This window comes from Sphingomonas phoenicis (genome assembly GCF_047238005.1).
Lineage (GTDB): Bacteria > Pseudomonadota > Alphaproteobacteria > Sphingomonadales > Sphingomonadaceae > Sphingomonas.
Window position 1 is genome coordinate 673,470 of record NZ_JBDFMC010000002.1, and the last position, 19,466, is coordinate 692,935.

The window sequence follows — 19,466 nt, forward strand, 5'->3', positions numbered from 1 at the left end:
GGTTCCTCGTCTGTTCCCCGACGGAGGCTCGGCATGCTCACGCGCAAGCAGCACGAACTGGTCTGCTTCATCAACGATCGCCTGAAGGATACGGGCGTCTCCCCCTCGTTCGAGGAGATGAAGGAGGCGCTCGACCTGAAGTCGAAATCCGGCGTGCACCGCCTGATCTCGGCGCTCGAGGAGCGGCAGTTCATCCGTCGCTTGCCGAACCGCGCTCGCGCGCTGGAGGTGCTGCGGATGCCCGACCGGCCCGAGAAGGTCGAGAAGAAGGCACGTGGCCGCGTCAACGTTGGTGGTGCCAATGTTGGTGGTCAGTCGCAACTTCCTCAACATTCGCGGGCTCCCGCGAACGATGTCGTCGAAATTCCGCTGCATGGCCGCATCGCTGCCGGTGTCCCGATCGAGGCGTTCGAGGGATCGACGATGCTGTCGGTACCCGCGGCGCTGCTCGGCCAGGGTGATCATTACGCGCTGGAGGTCTCCGGCGATTCGATGGTCGAGGCGGGCATTCTCGATGGCGACTATGCGCTGGTCCGCCGGACAGAGGTCGCGCGCGACGGCGAGATCGTGGTGGCCCTGATCGACGAGGCGGAGGCGACGCTGAAGTTCTTCCGGCGAGAGGGCACGATGGTTCGCCTCGATCCCGCCAACCGCTCCTACGATCCGCAGCGCTACGCACCCCAGCAGGTCCGCATTCAGGGCAAGCTGTCGGGCCTGCTCCGCCGGTACGACTGACCGGCGGGCGACTGCGCCGACGGGATCGGCGCGGCGCCGGTTCGTGGTGGATCGATCCAGGGATGCTCGTCGCCGGGGTCGCGCACGGTGACGACACGGCCGGTCGCGAAGGTGACCGACACTCCCCCGGTGCGGGCCAGCGTCTCGCGGTCCAGCTTCAGCCAGCGTGGCCGGCATGCGCCCGGCAGTCGCCGTTCGCTGACCGCGACATCGGCCTGCCGGCATGCTGCGATCAGGTCGCCGGCGGGAACCATGTCGGCGCTCCTCGTCATCAGTATGCGCCAGCGGTCGTCGATGGTGGCCAGGCACAGGTCTCGCGTGCATCGAACCCCTTGCGTCTCGGCCATCAGCACCGGTTCGGTCGCCGTGCCGCCGTTCGCCGCCAGAACGTCGCGCATGTAGTCGCCGGTGCGGTCGCGCAGGATCGCGACCTCACCCCGCGCCGTCCTGATCGCCGCGTGCCGGCCGTCGCCGGTCACCAGCAGGTCCGGCACCGGCGTCGCCATCGCCCACGCGATGCCTAGCACCAGCGGCAGGACACCCCACCGGCGCACCCGCGTCTGCCACAGCGCCAGCCACAGCCCACCGGCGACGATCGCGGCAAAGGCACCGTCCGGCATGGCCGGCCACGCCGTGACCGCCCCCGGCGCCGCCGCAACGGTCCGTGCCAGCCATAGCAGCAGCGCTAGCGCCTGTTCCGTCCCCCACCACGCCGGCGCACCGAGCCCTGCGACGTCGAGCAGCAGGGCGAGCAGTTCCAGTGGCATGATGATGAACGTCGTCAGCGGGATCGCGACGATATTGGCAAGGGCGCCGTACAATCCGGCGCGGTGGAAATGATAGACGGCGATCGGCATGAGCGCCGCCTCCACCACCACGCCGGTGATCAGCAGCATCGCCAGCGCTCGTGCCGGCCGCCGCCAGCCCCGCTCGCGTCGATCCGCGATCTGTCGCAGGGCGGGATGATCGTGCACCGCGACGATCGCGGTGATCGCCGCGAACGACAGCTGGAAACTCGGCCCTGCCAGGGCCTCGGGCCATGCTGCCAGCACGACCATCGCCCCCGCGGCGACCAGTCGCAACGTCATCGCCGCTCGTCCCAGCGCCAGTGCCGCCAATACCAGCAGCGCCGCCACGCACGACCGTATCGTCGGCACCTCGGCCCCGGTCAGCAGGGTATAGGCGATGGCCATCAACGCCCCGGCCGCCGCGGCCACCAGCGGCAGTCGCCAGCGTAGCGCAAGCGGGGGGAACAGCGCCAGGACGCTCAACACCAGAAGCATCGTCGCGCCCACGACCGCGGTGATGTGCAGCCCGCTGACCGACAGCAGGTGCGCCAGACCCGCCGCCCGCATCGCCTCCGCATCCTCCTCGTCAATCGCGCCCGTGTCCCCGGCGGCGAGCGCCGCGGCGATGCCGCCCGCGCTGCCGGGCAGCCGCGCCTGGATGTGGGCGGTAAGCGCCGCGCGCAATCCCGGTTGCGAACGGCCGGCGGCGATCACCTGGACAGGCGCGAAGCCCCGCCCCGTCGCGCCGATCTGCGCGAACCATGCGACCCGCGCATAGTCATAGGCGCCGGGAACCGCCGCGGTCGGCGGCGGCATCAGCCGCGCGCGCAACCGTACCACCCCGTCGTTGCCCAGGGCCGCCGGCATGTCGGCAACGGCCAGGTTGACGCGCATCCTGCCGGGAAGATCGACCTGCCGCCCACGTCCGTCTTCCGCCTTCCCAGCGGGAATGAGGGTCAGGCGGACCAGATTTCTCGCCACCAATGGCTCGACCCGTTCAACGCGGGCCGTAAAGGTCGCAATCATCGGCCGAGCCAGCACCGGTGCCGCCACTCGCTCGGCTCGCCATCCGGCCAGAACGAGCCCGGCCGCCACCGCGAGTGCGGCCACGGCGATTACCCGGGCGAACCGCCCGCCCCGGCCCACTGCCGTCGCGCCGGCGCTCGCCGCCAGGCAGAGCAGCGTGGCCGCGACCCATTGCGGTGCGCGCGGCAGGACGAACCATGCCGCCACACCCGTCCCGAACATGACCGGCACCCACAGCGGCAACTGGTCGCGCTCCGCTTCCAGCCAGCGCTCCACACCATCCCGCGCCGCGACGACGCGCGCAATTTGTCGTCCCCAAGGGCGCGTGCTAGGGGCTTCCGCGGCTGAACCGGCCATCAATCATCAAGTCTGGGAGCATGCGCGCTTGGGCGCAACAACCAATCAAGGCGGCGTTCCGTCGGCCGCCACCACCACGACCGCCAGCACCGGCTCCGGTGCCGCGATCGTCACCCGTTTCGCCCCATCGCCCACCGGCTTCCTCCATCTGGGGGGTGCCCGCACCGCGCTGTTCAACTTGCTCTTCGCGCGCCATCACGGCGGCCGCTTCCTGTTGCGGATCGAGGATACCGATCGAGCGCGCTCGACCCAGCCAGCTGTCGACGCAATCCTGAACGGCATGCGCTGGCTCGGCCTCGACTGGGACGGCGATGCCGTCATGCAGTTCGCCCGCAGCGCCAGGCATGCCGATGTCGCCCACCAGATGGTCGCGAACGGCCACGCCTATCGCTGCTACATGACCGCCGAGGAGATCGCCGCCCAGCGCGAGGCGGCACAGGCCGCGAAGCAGCCGCTGCGCATTCGCAGCCCGTGGCGCGACCGCGCCGTGGAGGAAGGCCCGGCCGACTTTCCGTTCGTCGTCAGGCTCCGCGCGCCACGCGACGGCGCGACGACGATCGACGACAGGGTACAAGGCAGCGTGACCGTGCAGAATGCCGAGCTGGACGATCTGGTCCTGCTCCGGTCGGACGGTACGCCGACCTACATGCTGGCGGTTGTAGTCGACGACCATGACATGGGCGTCACTCACGTCATCCGCGGCGATGACCATCTGAACAACGCCTTCCGGCAGCTTCCGATCTACACCGCCAATGGCTGGCCGCTGCCGGTCTACGCCCACATACCGCTGATCCACGGGTCCGATGGTGCCAAATTGTCGAAGCGGCATGGCGCGGTGGGGATCGAGGCGTATCGCGACGAGCTCGGCATCTTGCCGGAGGCACTCGACAATTATCTGCTCCGGCTCGGCTGGGGGCACGGCGACGAGGAGAAGATCAGCCGTGAACAGGCGGTCGCCTGGTTCGACCTCGACGCCGTCGGCAAGTCTCCGTCCCGCTTCGATCTGAAGAAGCTGGAGAACCTCAACGGCAAATACATCCGCGAGGCTGCCGATGACCGGCTGGCCTCGCTGATCGCCAAGCGGCTGCCGGACCCGGATGTCGCGCTGCTCACCGCCGCGATGCCCGCGCTGAAGGAGCGCGCCGCCAACCTGAACGAGCTTGCCGACGGTGCGGCATTCCTCTTCGCCGCCCGGCCGCTCGAAATGGATGCAGCGGCGTTGCCGTTGCTGGCGGGCGACGCGCCGGCGATCCTCGCTGCGGTCCATGCGGCGCTTGACGCGACCGACGGCTGGGATACGGAGCATCTCGAAGCTGCGGTACGGCGCGTGGCCGAGGAGCGGGGCGTCAAGCTCGGCCAGGTCGCACAGCCGCTGCGCGCAGCCCTGACCGGGCGCAAGACGTCGCCCGGCATCTTCGACGTTCTCGCCCTTCTAGGGCGCTCCGAAAGCCTCGGCCGGATCGCCGACCGCATGGCTGACGGGAACGACATCTAACATGAAGGATGGTGGAATGACCGACCCCGCAACGCTCTCCCTCGGCGGCAAGAGCTACGATTATCCGGTCATGTCGGGCACGATCGGCCCGGACGTGGTCGATATCCGCAAGATGTACGGGCAGACGGACGCCTTCACCTACGATCCCGGCTTCACCTCCACAGCGTCGTGCCAGTCCAAGCTCACCTATATCGACGGTGACCAGGGCGTGCTGCTCCATCGCGGTTACGCGATTGGTGACCTGGCCGAGCAGTCGAGCTTCATGGAGGTGGCATATCTGCTGCTGAACGGCGAGCTGCCGTCCGCCGACGAACTGAAGACGTTCGACAACACGATCACGCGCCACACCATGGTGCACGAACAGTTGGCGACGTTCTTTCGCGGATTCCGCAGGGACGCCCATCCGATGGCGATCATGTGCGGCGTCGTCGGCGCGCTGTCGGCCTTCTACCACGATTCGACGGATATCCACGATCCTGCGCAGCGGGTCATCGCCTCGCACCGCCTGATCGCCAAGATGCCGACGATTGCGGCGATGGCGTACAAGTACAGCGTCGGTCAGCCATTCCTGTACCCGGACAACTCCCTGTCCTACACCGGCAACTTCCTGCGGATGACCTTCGGTGTTCCGGCGGAGCCCTATGAGGTGAACCCGGCGGTCGAGAAGGCGATGGATCGCATCTTCATCCTGCACGCCGATCACGAACAGAACGCGTCGACATCGACCGTTCGTCTCGCCGGATCGTCGGGCGCCAATCCGTTCGCGTGCATCGCGGCCGGCATCGCGTGCCTGTGGGGGCCGGCGCACGGCGGCGCGAACGAGGCGGCGTTGAACATGCTGCGCGAGATCGGCACGCCGGAGCGGATTCCGGAATACATCGCCCGCGCAAAGGACAAGAACGATCCGTTCCGGCTGATGGGTTTCGGCCACCGCGTCTACAAGAACTACGACCCGCGCGCGACGGTGATGCAGAAGACCGTGCGCGAGGTGTTCGGCGCGCTGAAGGTCAACGATCCGCTGTTCGATACCGCCTTGCGGTTGGAGGAACTGGCGCTGAACGACGATTATTTCGTCGAGAAGAAGCTGTTCCCCAACGTCGATTTCTACTCGGGCGTGATCCTGTCGGCGATCGGCTTTCCGACCTCGATGTTCACCGTTCTGTTCGCCCTCGCCCGTACCGTCGGCTGGGTTGCGCAATGGAACGAGATGATCACCGATCCCGATCAGAAGATCGGTCGCCCGCGCCAGCTCTACACCGGCCCGACGCAGCGCGATTACGTCCCGGTCGAACGGCGCTAGGAGCGAAGCGATGCGCCGCCTCCGGCCGATCTTCCTCGCTGTCGGCGTCCTGATGACGTTGATGGGCATGCTGTGGATCGGCCAGGGGCTAGGTTACGTCCACTGGCCATCGTCCAGTTTCATGCTCGATCAGAAGGTCTGGGCAGACTACGGCGCGGCACTGGCCGTCGTTGGATTGCTCATCGTACTGGCGGCGCGGCGAATGCCGCGCCGCTGACGGCGATCAGGCGCTTGCGAGTGTTCCGGTAGGCAGCGTCAGGGTGAACCGCGCGCCCTCTCCCGGCGCGCTGGCCAGCGTCAGATCGCCACCCATCGCCCGCGCCAGTCGACGTGCGATAAACAGACCGAGGCCGTTGCCGCCGATCTCGTTGGGATCGACCCGCTCGAACTTGCCGAATACGCGCTCCTGATCCTGGGGAGCGATACCCTTTCCATGGTCGGTGACCGTCACTCGCGCCATCGGACCGCTGATCGCCACATCCAACGCCACCGCCCCGCCATTGGGCGTGTAGCGGACGGCATTGCCGATCAGGTTGACCAGGATCTGCAATACGCGGCGCGCATCGCCGACCGCCGGCGCCCGCTCGTCGGAAGCCGGCTTAAGGATTGTGACCCCGGCGTGATCGGCACGGACGGACAGCAACGCAACCGCGCGCCGGGCGCCTTCCGCCAGGTCGATCGGAACGCTGGCCGGCGTGAAGTCGGGCCGTTCGATTGCCTGGAGATCGACCAGATCGTCAACGAGCGCCATCAGATGACGGCCGGCGCTGGCAATGTCGGCGGCGTAGTCGACATAGTCTGCCGCCACCGGACCCTCTGCCGCCGCACCGATCGCGTCGGCATCCGCCACGATCCGCGACAACGGCGCACGCAACGCCTTGTCCAGGCCAGTCGTGAATACGGAGGACAGCGGATCGCTCCGCTCGACTACCTCCGCAAGCCGGGCATTGCCGGTCAGTCCGCCGAAGTCACCTTGCACGTCGGGCCTGATCGATGCGGATAGCATGACCGGCTGCCCGGTCGGTCGTAGCATGGCGGGCTGATCGCGGAACGGACGTCGCCGTGCTAGCGCATCGAGGATCGGCATCGCCCCGCCCGTTCCCTCGTCGAAGCCGAACAAGGCGGTAAGCGGCAGCCCCAGCAACGACGTCGCATCGAACCCCTGCAGATGGGTGGTGCCGGGGGCGACGAAGGTCAGGCGCAGGGCCGCATCCGTTTCCCACGCCAGCCCGACATCCGGCAGTGGCGGCAGCCCGTCGCGGGTAGGTCGCCATGCCGGGCGCTCCGTCCATCCGCTAGCCGCGATCCTGATCCGCTCGCCTTCGGGCTGTACCCGGATCCATAGTTCCAGATCGCTGTCGTCGTCGGCCACGATGACACGCCGACAGACGGTGATGCCCAGCCGCGTGGCCAGCCACGCCGCTGCGGCCAGTTGCGGCACTGCCAGCCTGCTGCCCAGCACGCCGCCAGCGCGGCTATTCAGCGTGGCGATCGCTGGATCAGCGGACAGCAGCACGCCGTCCACACCGATCACCGCATGCGCCACCGCGCCGCCAGTCGCCGCGTCGGGAACATTCATCGCACGCCAGCCTCGACGACACGGATGGCGGCCAGGAAGCGACGATCGAGCGTCAAGGGCATCAGCGCGGCGTGCGCTTCCTCAGGCAGGATCGCGACGATATCGTCGAGCGCCTCGGCAAATGCCTCGACATCGCGGGCGGGATCGGCATCGCCGAGCGCCAGACCGATCCGCGCGATCGCCGCCTGATCCAGCTTCAACGCCCTGAGAGCGAGCCACAAGCGATCACCGCCCGGCTCCAGCGTCAGGGTGCGGGACTGTTCGAACGGCAGATCGAGCGTATGCGCCAGCAGTGCGATGAAGAAGCCGATACGTCGGTCGCCGATCGCCTCCACCAACAGGCTGGGGATCTCGGCCGGACGCGGGTCGATGGCGCCGGCCAGCCGCATGGCAAGCATGTCGGCCCTCTCGCCATCCTCATGGGCGCTCAAGCAACGCCCGGCTGCTTCCGCCAGGGCCTGATCGCGGGCGGCGTCATGGGCGTCGCCGCGCATGGCGGCAGCGACCCACCAGACCAGCTTGTCGTACACCGATCGCGGCAGGTCGGCACCATCCGGCTGCCCCCGTTCGAACTGATCGCGACGGCGGCTTTCCGCCAGCAGCAGCGCTCCTGCAGCACGCGCGACCGGCACATCGGGAGCCAGCGACAGGCGAACGAGCAGGCTCGGCTCGTCGGGACCACCCGCCGCCATCGGCAGGGCCGCCGCCAGCATGTCCTGTCGCACCCGCGCGAGCATCTCGCCGACCAGATCGGGATCGCTCAACAGTCCCGCCGCCGTCAGCCGCGCCGGGAGTTCATCGGCAGAACGCAGCAGCCCTTCGGCTCGAGCGGCCGTCATCTGGTCGGCGAGCAAGCGCAGGGTATGGCGGCGGATCGCCACCTCCACCGCCGACATCGCTGCCCGGCAATGCGCACCCAAGGCCAGGCGAATCTGCTCGTCCAGCCGTCCGTTTTCACCGATCGCCAGATCGGCACCGGCGATCACAACAGTCGCGCGCGCACGTCGATCGGCGGCAGCGGCACGCGCTGCCAGCCCGTGCGGTGTCCAGTCCCCCGCCTCTGTCCGATCCGTCTGCTCCACCATGATGCCGAAGGCCTATTGTTCCCGTAGTTAAGGTGGCCCTAAGCCTCCCGCCGCATCGACTCGACCGCCGCCGTCAATGTCGCGCTACCATATAGGAGGGCCGCGGCGATCCCCCACTCGGCATGTCCTGCCAGCGCGGATACTGTCAGCACAAGCAGATAAGCTTGCGGCGTCCCCCACCAAGCCCAACGGTGCGGTCGCCGTATCGCACGCATGCCCAGCCCCGCCACGAACAGCAGCATGGCGACTCCGGCGGCGGCAAGCGGCGTCGCCACTTCTGCCGCAAGCGCCACTGCCGCGCCGGCCGGAACCAGCGCCGCCGCACCCGTCTGGACGTGATCCAGCCGGTCCTCGTCACGAAGCCGCGCCAGCACCGCACCCAGATTCAGCACCAGGCTGCCAACGAGGGCGACAGTCAGGCCCGTCGCCGCCATTCCCATCGCCACGCTCATCACGCCGCCGATGCCGACGATCAGGCCGGTCGCAGCGATCAGCCCGGTCGCCACGCCGCGGGCGACGAGGGGCGGCACGGCGGCCCGTGCGAGCGGCGCGATCAGGGCCGTGTTGAACCAGTTCCTGCGATCCGCCACCGTCGCCGCCAGCACGGCGCGCCCCCGAGCGGCCATGCCCGCGCTCGAATGCTCGATGCCATGACCGTCATGTACCGCGCTCGGCGGCAGCGGCAGGTGTGCGGCACGCGCTTGTTCCGCCAGCCGCAGCGTTGTCGATTGCAGATCGTAATCGCGCGGAAGCGCCGCCACCTCCGCGATCCGGCGCGGATCCAGCCGCGCGACGCCGGCCCAAGCCATGCGCCCGCCCAGCCGCTCGTATTCCGGCGGCGACTCCACGTCCGGCATGACCAGCAATACGTCCGACGGCTCATGGGCGAGCGCGTCGACGATGTCCTGGGTGGTGATCAAGCCATCGGCAAGCATCAGGACGCGCGACAGCGGATGCAGCTTCTCGGTCGCTTCCGCTGCCGATCGCACGGCATCGACGGCGATACCGCGACGACCTATCCGTCCGAGGGCACCGAGCAGTTCCGGCGTCAACCGGCCGACCGACACGATCAATTGCGATGCACCTGCCCTGATCAGCAGCCGGGCCTGATATTCGATCAACGACACGCCGCCGAACGGCAGCGTTGCGGTCAACTGACCGGGCCGGTCCAGCGCTTCATGGTCGGCGAAGAGGAGCCCTGCGAGCATCGTCCACGCTGTTAGGGGTCATTGAGGCGAAGGACAACGGCCGGTATCGCCGATCGTCCGTCGTGATCAGAGCCGCTGCACGGCTCGACGAAGCTTTGCCAGCATCTGCTGGTCGCCCGGGCGCCCGTCGACTGCACCCGCGGCCAGCGCCATCAGCCGCACCGCGCCGAAACTCGCAGCCAGGCCGCGCAACCGCGCCGCGGCGGTGCGCCAGGTATCGAGCTCGTCGGCCTTCTCCATGGCGGAAAGCGCCTTCTCGGCACTGGAGACGAATGCCATCCTCAGCTCCACGATCAACGCGGGATCGTCTCCCACGGTCGCCGCCAATGTCGCATCGATTGCACCGGGATCATACGCCATAGGCACCCGATAGGGGTACGATAGTTACCAGGTGGTTAGCAACCTCGGCATTTACGCTTCCTCCAAAGATGGTACACGGGATCGATGATTGGGGGGCCGGCATGATGGGCGCACGCATCGACGCGCATGACGATCTCTGGCCGAGAGCCGAACAGGATTGGGTGGAGGACGATGTCCTCGACCTGGTCGATGCCGAGCCGCTGGACGCCTCCGGTGGCTGGGGATGGGCGATGCCCGCATCTGCCCTGGCGCTGACGCTGGCATGGATCGGCGGCATGGTGTGGCTGTCGCTGCCGACGCTTCCGGCATTGCTTCCGGTAGAGCTCGCGCAATTCATCGCTGCCCTGGCGGTGGTGCCCGCGTTGATCGGGATCGTCTGGCTGCTCGCCCGCCGCACCAGCCGGGCCGAAGCTCGGCGGTTCGGCGCATCGGCCCAGGCGATGCGGACGGAGGCCGCAGCCATGGAACGGCGGATCGCCTCGCTGTCGCGCACCCTGGCCTCGCATCGCGAGCAGATCGCGGTCCAGCTCGACGCCGGCGGTGCGGCCGCTGCCCGGCTTGCGTTGATCGGCGATGCCATGGCCGAACGGATCGAGGAGGCAGAGGCGCAGGCCGAAAAGCTGTCGCAGACGGCCGAACGGGCACGAGCGACGGTCGGCGAGCTGATCGCAGCGATGCCTCGTGCCCGCGCCGAGAGCGAGGAGGTCGGACGGCGCCTGGACCAGGCCGGCCTGACGGCCGCCGCTCAGGCCGCCGCGTTGGACGCCCAGCTCGCTGCGCTTGGTGAGCGGTCGCGACTGGTAGACAGCGGTACCGCGATCGCCGCCGAGCATCTGGCCGAGCAGGTCATCCGCATCGACGCGGCCGGCGACGCCGCCAGTCGGCGGCTTGAACGAGCAACCGCCGAAACTGCCGCTGCCCTGGCGCAGCAGGGTGAGGCAGCCGCACGCTTGCTCCACGAACAGGCAGAGCGGATCGACGCCGCCGGCGAGGATGCGGGGCAACGATTGCAGCAGTCGGTCAGCGGCATGACCACGGCAGTGGACGTGTTCGCGACGACCGCGGCCGCCCGCCTCGCCGAACAGGTCGATCGGCTCGATACCACGGGGGGCTCCGCCGGAAGTCGATTGGCCCGCGTTGCCGCCGAGTTGGCCGAGACGGTGGAGGCCCTGATCGGCCGAACCGAACAATCGACGGACGACGCCCGCCTCCGCCTGACCGAACAGGCCGAGGCGATGCTGGCGATCGTAGCGCGTCATCACGCGGCGCTGGACACGGCGGCAGGCGAGAGCGTCGACGCTCTGGCTGAGCGGCTCCATGCGGTCGAAGACGTGGTCCAGCGGATCGCGGTGCGATTGGCTGACGAGGGTGGAGTGGCCGCACAGATGGTCGGCGGGCTTACCGACGGTCTGCGCGATGTAGACGACCGGTTCCGGGTGCTGCACAGTCAGGGTGTCGAGCGGACGCAGATGCTTGCCGCGTCGATCAGCGCGCTGGGTGGCTCTGCCGATGCCATGACCGAGGCGCTCCGCGCCGGTGACACGATGGCGAAGCAGACGATGGGCTCTACGGAGGCATTGCTCGTCGCCCTCGATGCCGCCGCGCGTGAGATCGACGAGACACTGCCCGACGCGCTCGATCGACTCGATGCCCGGGTAGCGGACAGCCGCCGCTCTGTCGGCCAGGCTAAGCCGGAACTGCTCGCCCTTGTCACCGCGGCGGAGAGCACGCACGACGCGATCGAAGCGGTAGCCGGCGTGATCGCCGATCAGCGCCGGACGCTCGATCAGTTGTCGAGCAACCTGCTCGATACACTGACTCAGGGCCGTGCCAAGGCCGATGCACTGGGTGAAATGGTGGACGAGACCATCGATCGCAGCCACCGGTTCGCCGATGAAGCCGCGCCGCGGCTGCTCGATGCGCTGCTCCGCGTCCGCGAAACGGCACAGGTCGCCGCCGATCGGGCGCGCGAGACGCTGGAAGCCGTGATCCCCGAGGTCGCCGGCACCCTCGAACAGGCGAGCGCCGCAGCGATGCGCCGCGCCGCGAGCGACACCGTCCAGCGACAGATCGCCGCGATCGGCGAAGCCGCCGACGCAGCTGTCGATGCCGCCACCCGTGCCACCGAGCGGCTGGCGGGACAGGTGAGGATCATCAGCGAGCAGAGCGCGCTCGTTGAAACCCGGATCGAGGACGCACGGACCGAGCGCGAGACCGCGGATCACGACTCGCTGTCCCGCCGCGTATCGGTGCTGATCGAAGCACTCAATTCGGCGTCGATCGACATCGCCAAGGCATTCGCGCCGGACATCGCCGACAGCGCGTGGGCGGCGTATCTGAAAGGCGACCGGGGCGTCTTCACCCGCCGTGCGGTCCGATTGATCGACGGCGGCGACGCACGAGACATCGCCAATCTGTACGACGGTGACCAGCGGTTTCGCGATCAGGTCAACGGCTATATCCACGACTTCGAAGCCATGCTGCGCACCATTCTGGCTCAGCGAGACGGATCGCCGCTGGGGGTGACGCTGCTCTCCTCCGACATGGGGAAATTGTACGTGGCGCTGGCGCAGGCGATCGAGCGATTGAGGTAGGTAAACGCCTGATTGCGACGGCGATAAAATTGGTCTCGCTCGCAATCGGGAGAGCTCGACGAAGTTGGAAGTCGATCCTCGAACGGTCCTGTACCAATCGGCAAACGCCATCGCGCCGGATGGGCCGATCTGTCACTCGTCGGCGCTTCCACTGTGGGAAAAGGCTGGGCTTACGCACCCGGCTATGCCACGGAGCCGCCTACATCACGGCCGCCCAGCGAGCCCAATGGGTGAGGATACCCGATCTCCTCAGCTTCCCGTCGGGCAAGGCGCATCGGGAGCGACGGGTGATCGACGAGGCGGAAGCCCGTGCCTTGCAGGAGCGAATATCGCCCGTGACCCACCGCCTGTCGTCCAAGCTCGCCGAGATCCGCCGGAAGCTGGAACACTGACGCCTCAGCGCGTTTCCATGTTCATCCGGTCGAAGAAGTCGACGTCGCGCGCCTCGATCCAGCCATAGCTGTAGTTCAGCTGGAACAGCACGAACAAGATCGTCGCGACGACGGTCACACGTACAGCGGTTCGGCCCGCACGAAATTCATGCGGGGCGCTGTCTGCCTGTCCGGCGATCCGGTCGCCCCCGGCCTCATCCGTGGTCCTAACGCCGAACGGCAGGACGAGGAAGACCGAGAACGACCAGAACAGGATGTAGATCGCGAGCGCCGACGTCCACCTCATGGCGATCAGGCGTCGATGACCAGCACGTCGACCACGGGCTTCTTGCCGGTCCAGCGGGTGGCGACCTTGCGTACGGCTAGCCGGACATCCTCGCGCAGGCGGTCCTTGCCGCGCCGGTTGCCGCCACGTGCAGCTTGCGCCGCCGCGTCGACGGCATCGTCGATGAACGCATCGCGCTCATCCTCTACCGGCACCCCTTGCAGGCGAACCTGTGGCGTTCCGAACAGCCGCCCTTCCTTCATCGCCAATGCGATGGAGATCTGGCCGTTCAACGCCAGCTTGCGCCGCTCGTTGATCGTCGAGCCGTCGGATGGCAGGATAACGTCGCCGTCAAGCACCAGACGGCCAACCGGCGCATGGCCGATCTTCTTCGCGGCGCCCGGCAGCAATCGAACGATATCGCCATCGGCTTGGACGATCGCCTGCGGCACTCCTTCGGCAAGTCCGAAACGGGCCTGTTCCATCATGTGCCGCATCTCGCCATGGACAGGAACCAGCAGGTCCGGTCGCAGCCACGAGTAGATCTTCGCCAGCTCCGGTCGGCCGGGATGACCGGATACATGGACATGGGCCTGACGCTCGGTCACCATCTCGACGCCCTTGGCCGCCAGAAGGTTCTGGATGCGACCGATTGCCACCTCGTTGCCGGGAATTTGCTTGGACGAAAAGACCACCGTGTCGCCCGCATCCAGGCTGATGGTGTGCGACCCCTCCGCGACGCGCGACAGCGCCGCACGCGCCTCGCCCTGGCCACCCGTTGCGACGATCAGCACCTTGTTCCTCGGCAGGCGCATGGCGGTGTCGGGGTCGACCGTTTCCGGGAAATCCTGGAGATATCCGACGGAACGAGCGACCTTCAGGATCCGATCGAGCGATCGACCCGTCACGCACAGCTTTCGCCCCGTTTCGCGCGCCACCTGACCCAGCGTATGCAGCCGTGCCGCGTTCGAGGCGAAGGTGGTGACGAGCACGCGCCCCTTCGCCTTCGCGATCGTCTCTGCCAGTCCGGTACGGACACTGGCTTCAGAGCCCGATGCTTCCTTGTTGAACACGTTGGTCGAATCGCAGACAAGCACATCAATGCCCTCGTCACCGATCGCCGTCAGCTGCGCCTCGGTCGCTGGATTGCCGATCACCGGCGTCGCATCGAGCTTCCAGTCGCCCGAGTGGAACACCCGGCCGACCGGCGTATCGATCACCAGCGCCGACGCCTCCGGGATCGAGTGAGACATCGGCACGAACGTGAACCCGAACGGCTTCAACTCGAACCGCTCGCCGGGCTGGATGACGCGCAGCTTGACGCGATTGGCGATCCCCTCCTCCTCGAGCTTGCCGCGGATGAGACCGGCGGTGAACGGCGTCGCGTAGAGCGGCACACCCAGATCCTCGGCCAGATACGGCAGTGCGCCGATGTGATCCTCGTGGCCGTGGGTAAGGACGATGCCGAGCAGGTCGTCGGCTCGCTCTTCGATGAATTGCAGGTCGGGCAGAATCACGTCGATGCCGGGATAGGCCGGGTCCGCGAAGGTGATGCCGCAATCGACCATCACCCATTTGCCGTTCGAACCGTACAGGTTCACGTTCATGCCGATCTCGCCGGAGCCGCCCAGGGCACAGAAGAGAAGTTCGTTCTTCGGAGTCATTCAATACTTTCGATTATGGGAGCGCCGGATGGCCGCCCGGCGCGGGCGTGGTCTGATGGATATGGGCCTTCTGCCACATCATCGCCAGCCCCTGGATCGTCAGGTCGGGCTCGATATGGTCGAAGACATTGGTATGCTTCTCGAATAAGGTCGCCAGGCCGCCCGTTGCGATCACCTTCACGGGCCGTCCGACCTCCGCTCGCAACCGGGCGACCAGCCCTTCGATCATCGCGACATAGCCCCAGTAGATGCCGATGTGCATCTGATCGACGGTGTTGCGGCCGATGACGCTGGTGGTCGAGGGCGATTCGATCGCGATGCGTGGCAGTTTGGCTGCCGCCGTCACCAGCGCATCCAGCGAGAGATTGATGCCGGGCGCGATGATACCGCCCTTGTACGCACCCGTATAATCGCTGACATCGAAGGTGGCGGCGGTGCCGAAATCGATCACGATCAGATCGCCTGGATGCAGCGCATGCGCTGCGATCGTGTTGACGGCCCTGTCGGCCCCCAGCGATCCGGGCTCGTCGATGTCGAGCGAGATGCCCCACTCGACGGGTGCATGGCCGGCGATCAGCGGGGTAGTGCCGAAATACTTTGTCGCCAGCACTTCCAGATTGTGAAGCGCGCGCGGCACCACCGTGGCGATGATGACACCGTCGACATCGCTACGGTCGAAACCCTCCAGCGCCAGCAACTGGCTGAGCCACACCGCATATTCGTCGGCGGTTCGTCGCGGATCGGTCGCGATCCGCCACCGTGCCCTGATGATCCGTACATCCGCCTCGATGGCAACCAGGGCGAAGACGATGTTGGTGTTGCCTGCATCGATCGCGAGCAGCATGATCTCTGACCCTTACAACAGGAAGACGTCGCCGGCGTGGATGACACGTCGCTCTCCGGACGCCAAACGGAGGTTGAGCGCTCCGTCGGCATCAAGTCCCTCGAACAGGCCATCGATCGCGCTATCGTCCGCCAGTCGCGCCGTCAGGGCCGTGCCAATCGGATGCGCGCGTTCCAGCCAGCGCGCCCGCACCGGTGCCATCCCCTCCCCGCGCCATCGGGACAGCCAGCTGGCAAAGAATTCGGCCAGCACCTCAGTGAATGCCGCCGGATTCGTCGCGACACCGTGGGACGCCAGGCTCGTGGTGCGACGACCGGGAAGCGTGGGATGATGCATCAGGTTGACGCCGAATCCGATCACCACAGCATCGCCGCTGCGTTCTAACAGGATGCCGGACAGTTTGGCACCGTCGATCATCAGATCGTTGGGCCATTTAAGCTGCGCGCCGATCGGCAGATACATGCCGACTGCCTGTTCAAGGGCAACGGCCGCGACCATCGCCAGGGTCGCGGCGGGGGGATCGCCGGCTCGGAGCCTTACCAGCGTGCTCGCATAGAGATTGCCGGCCGGCGATGCCCAGTCCCGCCCCTGCCGTCCGCGCCCTGCGGATTGACGATCGGCGCGGATCCACGAGCCTTCCGCGATGCCCGAACGAGCCAGCGCAACCATGTCGGCGTTGGTCGACCCGGTCTCCTTGACGGTTCGGACGATCGTAGAAGAGCCCTGGATCAGAACAGTGCCTGTGCTGCTGCCATGCTCCATGCCGCCAGTAGCGGGATGGCGAGATAGCCGAGCGGGGAGACGATCACCGCCGCTACCGCAATCAGCCCACCCTCGATCACACCGTTACCCTCGCGGGTATATTCCGGCGCGGGCTCGTCGAAGTACATCGTCTTCACCACGCGCAGGTAGTAATAGGCGCCGATCACCGATGCCGCGATGCCCACCGCGGCGAGCGGGAACAGTCCTGCACGTACTGCCGCGTCGAACACGGCGAACTTTGCGTAGAAGCCGAACAGCGGGGGGATGCCGGCCAGCGAGAACATGAACATCGCCATCGCCGCGGCAAGCCCCGGCCGACTGCGTGACAGGCCCGACAGGCTGGCGATCGCCTCGACCGGTTCGCCCGCCTGATCCCGCATGCGCAGCACCACCAGAAAACACCCCAGCGTCATGGCGACATAGATCGCCATGTAGGTCATCACGCCAGCCACACCTTCCGGTGTACCTGCCGCCAATCCGATCAGGGCAAATCCGACATTGTTGATCGACGAGTAAGCCAGCAGTCGCTTGACGTTGGTTTGACCGATCGCACCGACGGCACCGAGGACGATCGAGGCCAGCGCCGCAAAGATCACGATCTGCCGCCACTCGCCCAAGGCAGGCCCCATCGCCTCGATCGCGACGCGTACCGCCAGCCCCATCGCCGCGACCTTGGGCGCGGAAGCGAAGAAGGCAGTCACCGGCGTGGGCGCCCCCTCGTACACGTCGGGCGTCCACATATGGAACGGCACCGCCGCGATCTTGAAGGCCAGGCCGGCGAACACGAACACCAGCCCGAACGTCAGGCCGAGCGATCGAACGGGTGCATCGACGTTCGCCGCATAGGCGTCGGCGATCCCGTCGAACATCGTCGTTCCGGAGAAGCCGTAGACCAGGCTGACACCGTACAGCAGGATGCCGCTCGCCAGCGCTCCGAGCACGAAGTACTTCAGCCCCGCCTCGGCCGAACGCAGGTCGCGGCGGACGAAGCTCGCAAGCACATACGCCGCTAGGCTCTGCAACTCGAGCCCGACATAGAGCGTCAGCAGGTCGCCTGCGGACACCATCATGCCCATGCCCGTTGCCGACAACAGCATCAGCACCGGATATTCCGGTCGCAGGTCATCGCCCGCAGACCGCTCGAAGAAACCCGGCGCCAGGATGATCGACACCGCCGTAGCGAGATAGATCAGCACCTTGGCATAAGCAGCGAAGGCATCCGCCCGGTACAATCCCTGGAAGGCGGCTCCACCGGACCCGGCCGGGCCGAGCAACGCCAGCCCTGCACCGAACAGGATGACGACGGCGGTCCAGGAAACCGCCCGCGTCGAACCGGGACCGCCCCAGGCGGAAACCATCATCAACAGCACCGCCCCGACGCCCAGCAGAACCTCTGGCAGGGTCATGGCGAGATTGGCAGCATAGTCCATCAGTGTGCCTTCCCCGGCATCGCTTCATGTCCGGCGGCGGCGGCCCCGTGTTCGCCGCCATGCTCGCCTGCCGCAGCCTTGGCCGCCGCCGGGTTGCCCGGCGTCGGCCGGGAGTCTCCAGCCGGCGCGGCCCGATCGATCCGCTCCAGCAGCACGGCGACATCGTTCCGCATCGGCGCCATGAAGCTCTCGGGATACACGCCCATCCACAGCACCACGGCTGCGATCGGCGCCAATAGCCACATTTCGCGGCTCGACAGGTCGGGCATCGCCCGCACCTCTTCCGACGTGATCTCGCCATAGGCGATGCGACGATAGAGATAGAGCATGTATGCCGCGCCGAGAATGATGCCGGTCGTGCAGATCAGCGCAGTCCAGGTCGACACCTGGTATGTGCCCATCAAGGACAGGAACTCCGCGACGAACCCGCTGGTGCCCGGCAGACCGATCGATGCCATTGTGAAGAACAGGAACAATACCGCATATTTGGGCATGTTGATGCTCAGTCCGCCGTAGCGGGCGATCTCGCGGGTATGCAGCCGGTCGTAAATCACGCCGACGCAGAGGAACAATGCACCGGATACCAGGCCGTGGCTCAGCATCATGATCATCGCGCCCTCGATCCCCTGCCGGTTGAACGCGAACAGGCCAATCGTGACGATCGCCATGTGCGCCACCGACGAATAGGCGATCAGCTTCTTCATGTCGGCCTGCACCAGCGCAACGAGCGAGGTATAGACGACCGCGATCGATGACAGGGCGAAGATCAGCCAGGTGAACTCGCCCGAAGCCTCCGGAAACATTGGCAGGCTGAACCGCAGGAAGCCGTAGCCGCCAAGCTTCAGCAGCACGCCGGCCAGGATCACCGAGCCGGCGGTCGGCGCCTGCACGTGCGCATCGGGAAGCCAGGTGTGCACCGGCCACATCGGCATCTTCACCGCGAATGAAGCGAAGAAGGCGAGCCATAGCCAGGTCTGTACCCCGGCCGGGAAGTCATAGGCCTGCAACGCCGGGATACTCGATGTACCCGCCGTCTGTGCCATGTACAGCATCGCCACGAGCATCAGGAGAGAACCGAGCAGCGTGTACAGGAAGAACTTGTACGACGCGTAGATGCGGTTCGCCCCGCCCCAGATGCCGATGATCAGGTACATCGGGATCAGGCCGGCTTCGAAGAACAGATAGAACAGAAACAGGTCCTGCGCCGCAAACGTGCCGATCATCAGCACCTCCGTCAGCAGGAACGCCGCCATGTACTCGGGCACGCGGTTCGTGACCGAGCGCCAGCTTGCACCGATGCAGATCGGCATCAGGAAGACGCTGAGCATGATCAGCAACAGCGCGAAGCCGTCGATGCCGAGCGACCAGCTGAAGAAGCCGAACCTCGGTCCGGCCTCGACGAACTGCCACTGCGCACCGCCGATGTCGAATCCGGTCCACATGACTATGCCGAGGGCCATATCGACCAGCGTCGCGGCCAGAGCCGTCATCCGGGCGCCGCCAGCCGACAGAAACAGACAGGCGACGGCGGCAACCGCGGGGACCACCAACATCAGCGACAGGAGAGGAAAGCCGTTCATCA

17 protein-coding genes are annotated in these 19,466 nt (G+C 66.9%); 6 read left to right on the forward strand and 11 right to left on the reverse strand.

Translation table 11 applies throughout. The annotated features are described in order from the left end of the window. Window positions 1-33: 33 nt before the first annotated feature. Window positions 34-735 (forward strand): transcriptional repressor LexA, encoded by a 702-nt coding sequence (gene lexA, locus ABC319_RS04205; RefSeq protein ID WP_413069030.1) that lies wholly within the window; start codon window positions 34-36, stop codon window positions 733-735. On the opposite strand, the gene ABC319_RS04210 is transcribed toward lexA, so the two are convergent. Then, entirely contained in the window at window positions 696-2,771 is a 2,076-nt protein-coding gene (locus tag ABC319_RS04210) for a ComEC/Rec2 family competence protein (RefSeq protein ID WP_459565474.1), read from the reverse strand. The two genes, lexA and ABC319_RS04210, sit on opposite strands and share 40 nt — an antisense overlap. A gap of 241 nt (window positions 2,772-3,012) precedes the next feature. Here ABC319_RS04210 and gltX point away from each other — a divergent pair, with 241 nt between their 5' ends. Genes gltX through ABC319_RS04225 form a run of 3 tightly spaced genes read left to right on the forward strand, consistent with a single transcriptional unit; the run spans window position 3,013 to window position 5,918 of the window. After that, window positions 3,013-4,401 (forward strand): glutamate--tRNA ligase, encoded by a 1,389-nt coding sequence (gene gltX, locus ABC319_RS04215; protein ID WP_413071606.1) that lies wholly within the window; start codon window positions 3,013-3,015, stop codon window positions 4,399-4,401. 16 nt (window positions 4,402-4,417) lie between these two features. Then, a complete protein-coding gene (locus ABC319_RS04220) occupies window positions 4,418-5,701 on the forward strand; it encodes a citrate synthase (protein ID WP_413069032.1) in 1,284 nt (427 codons plus the stop codon). Window positions 5,702-5,711: 10 nt separating this feature from the next. Further along, window positions 5,712-5,918 carry a hypothetical protein gene (locus ABC319_RS04225; protein ID WP_413069033.1) on the forward strand — a complete coding sequence of 69 codons (207 nt, stop codon included), beginning with the start codon at window positions 5,712-5,714 and terminating at the stop codon, window positions 5,916-5,918. Between the two features lie 6 nt (window positions 5,919-5,924). Here ABC319_RS04225 and ABC319_RS04230 read toward each other — a convergent pair whose 3' ends face one another. From ABC319_RS04230 to ABC319_RS04245, 4 genes are all read right to left on the reverse strand, one after another. Next, window positions 5,925-7,280 carry a PAS domain-containing sensor histidine kinase gene (locus ABC319_RS04230; protein ID WP_413069034.1) on the reverse strand — a complete coding sequence of 452 codons (1,356 nt, stop codon included), beginning with the start codon at window positions 7,278-7,280 and terminating at the stop codon, window positions 5,925-5,927. After that, window positions 7,277-8,365, reverse strand: a complete 1,089-nt coding sequence (locus ABC319_RS04235; protein WP_413069035.1) for a DUF2336 domain-containing protein — start codon at window positions 8,363-8,365, stop codon at window positions 7,277-7,279. Before ABC319_RS04235 ends, ABC319_RS04230 begins: the two co-directional genes overlap by 4 nt. Before the next feature lie 38 nt (window positions 8,366-8,403). Next, entirely contained in the window at window positions 8,404-9,573 is a 1,170-nt protein-coding gene (locus ABC319_RS04240) for a hypothetical protein (protein ID WP_413069036.1), read from the reverse strand. Window positions 9,574-9,639: 66 nt separating this feature from the next. Then, window positions 9,640-9,933, reverse strand: a complete 294-nt coding sequence (locus tag ABC319_RS04245) for an Hpt domain-containing protein (protein ID WP_413069037.1) — start codon at window positions 9,931-9,933, stop codon at window positions 9,640-9,642. 101 nt (window positions 9,934-10,034) lie between these two features. On the opposite strand from ABC319_RS04245, the gene ABC319_RS04250 reads away from it, so the two are divergent. Further along, entirely contained in the window at window positions 10,035-12,527 is a 2,493-nt protein-coding gene (locus ABC319_RS04250; RefSeq protein ID WP_413069038.1) for a hypothetical protein, read from the forward strand. A gap of 230 nt (window positions 12,528-12,757) precedes the next feature. Then, the gene (locus ABC319_RS04255; RefSeq protein ID WP_413069039.1) at window positions 12,758-12,919 is read left to right on the forward strand and encodes a hypothetical protein; all 162 of its coding nucleotides are present in this window, start codon (window positions 12,758-12,760) and stop codon (window positions 12,917-12,919) included. Window positions 12,920-12,923: 4 nt separating this feature from the next. Here ABC319_RS04255 and ABC319_RS04260 read toward each other — a convergent pair whose 3' ends face one another. Genes ABC319_RS04260 through ABC319_RS04285 form a run of 6 tightly spaced genes read right to left on the reverse strand, consistent with a single transcriptional unit; the run spans window position 12,924 to window position 19,464 of the window. After that, window positions 12,924-13,205 (reverse strand): DUF1467 family protein, encoded by a 282-nt coding sequence (locus ABC319_RS04260; RefSeq protein WP_413069040.1) that lies wholly within the window; start codon window positions 13,203-13,205, stop codon window positions 12,924-12,926. A 5-nt stretch (window positions 13,206-13,210) separates the two neighbouring features. Further along, a complete protein-coding gene (locus ABC319_RS04265; protein WP_413069041.1) occupies window positions 13,211-14,848 on the reverse strand; it encodes a ribonuclease J in 1,638 nt (545 codons plus the stop codon). Between the two features lie 13 nt (window positions 14,849-14,861). Then, window positions 14,862-15,692: a type III pantothenate kinase gene (locus tag ABC319_RS04270; RefSeq protein WP_413069042.1), complete on the reverse strand. Its 831-nt coding sequence runs from the start codon at window positions 15,690-15,692 to the stop codon at window positions 14,862-14,864. 12 nt (window positions 15,693-15,704) lie between these two features. Continuing rightward, window positions 15,705-16,454 (reverse strand): biotin--[acetyl-CoA-carboxylase] ligase, encoded by a 750-nt coding sequence (locus tag ABC319_RS04275; RefSeq protein WP_413069043.1) that lies wholly within the window; start codon window positions 16,452-16,454, stop codon window positions 15,705-15,707. Beyond that, complete coding sequence (gene nuoN, locus ABC319_RS04280) at window positions 16,421-17,884, reverse strand: NADH-quinone oxidoreductase subunit NuoN (RefSeq protein ID WP_413069044.1); 1,464 nt, start codon at window positions 17,882-17,884, stop codon at window positions 16,421-16,423. The genes ABC319_RS04275 and nuoN overlap by 34 nt, the downstream gene beginning before the upstream one ends. Then, a complete protein-coding gene (locus ABC319_RS04285; RefSeq protein ID WP_413069045.1) occupies window positions 17,884-19,464 on the reverse strand; it encodes an NADH-quinone oxidoreductase subunit M in 1,581 nt (526 codons plus the stop codon). The genes nuoN and ABC319_RS04285 overlap by 1 nt, the downstream gene beginning before the upstream one ends. Window positions 19,465-19,466 lie beyond the last annotated feature (2 nt).

Bases quoted from the DNA above. Each gene is read 5' to 3' on its own strand.
- lexA (WP_413069030.1), top strand. From the start codon at position 34: ATGCTCACGCGCAAGCAGCACGAACTGGTCTGCTTCATCAACGATCGC.
- ABC319_RS04210 (WP_459565474.1), bottom strand. From the start codon at position 2,771: ATGTTCGGGACGGGTGTGGCGGCATGGTTCGTCCTGCCGCGCGCACCG.
- ABC319_RS04220 (WP_413069032.1), top strand. From the start codon at position 4,418: ATGACCGACCCCGCAACGCTCTCCCTCGGCGGCAAGAGCTACGATTAT.
- ABC319_RS04225 (WP_413069033.1), top strand. From the start codon at position 5,712: ATGCGCCGCCTCCGGCCGATCTTCCTCGCTGTCGGCGTCCTGATGACG.
- ABC319_RS04230 (WP_413069034.1), bottom strand. From the start codon at position 7,280: ATGAATGTTCCCGACGCGGCGACTGGCGGCGCGGTGGCGCATGCGGTG.
- ABC319_RS04235 (WP_413069035.1), bottom strand. From the start codon at position 8,365: ATGGTGGAGCAGACGGATCGGACAGAGGCGGGGGACTGGACACCGCAC.
- ABC319_RS04240 (WP_413069036.1), bottom strand. From the start codon at position 9,573: ATGCTCGCAGGGCTCCTCTTCGCCGACCATGAAGCGCTGGACCGGCCC.
- ABC319_RS04245 (WP_413069037.1), bottom strand. From the start codon at position 9,933: ATGGCGTATGATCCCGGTGCAATCGATGCGACATTGGCGGCGACCGTG.
- ABC319_RS04250 (WP_413069038.1), top strand. From the start codon at position 10,035: ATGATGGGCGCACGCATCGACGCGCATGACGATCTCTGGCCGAGAGCC.
- ABC319_RS04260 (WP_413069040.1), bottom strand. From the start codon at position 13,205: ATGAGGTGGACGTCGGCGCTCGCGATCTACATCCTGTTCTGGTCGTTC.
- ABC319_RS04265 (WP_413069041.1), bottom strand. From the start codon at position 14,848: ATGACTCCGAAGAACGAACTTCTCTTCTGTGCCCTGGGCGGCTCCGGC.
- ABC319_RS04270 (WP_413069042.1), bottom strand. From the start codon at position 15,692: ATGCTGCTCGCGATCGATGCAGGCAACACCAACATCGTCTTCGCCCTG.
- ABC319_RS04275 (WP_413069043.1), bottom strand. From the start codon at position 16,454: ATGGAGCATGGCAGCAGCACAGGCACTGTTCTGATCCAGGGCTCTTCT.
- nuoN (WP_413069044.1), bottom strand. From the start codon at position 17,884: ATGGACTATGCTGCCAATCTCGCCATGACCCTGCCAGAGGTTCTGCTG.
- ABC319_RS04285 (WP_413069045.1), bottom strand. From the start codon at position 19,464: ATGAACGGCTTTCCTCTCCTGTCGCTGATGTTGGTGGTCCCCGCGGTT.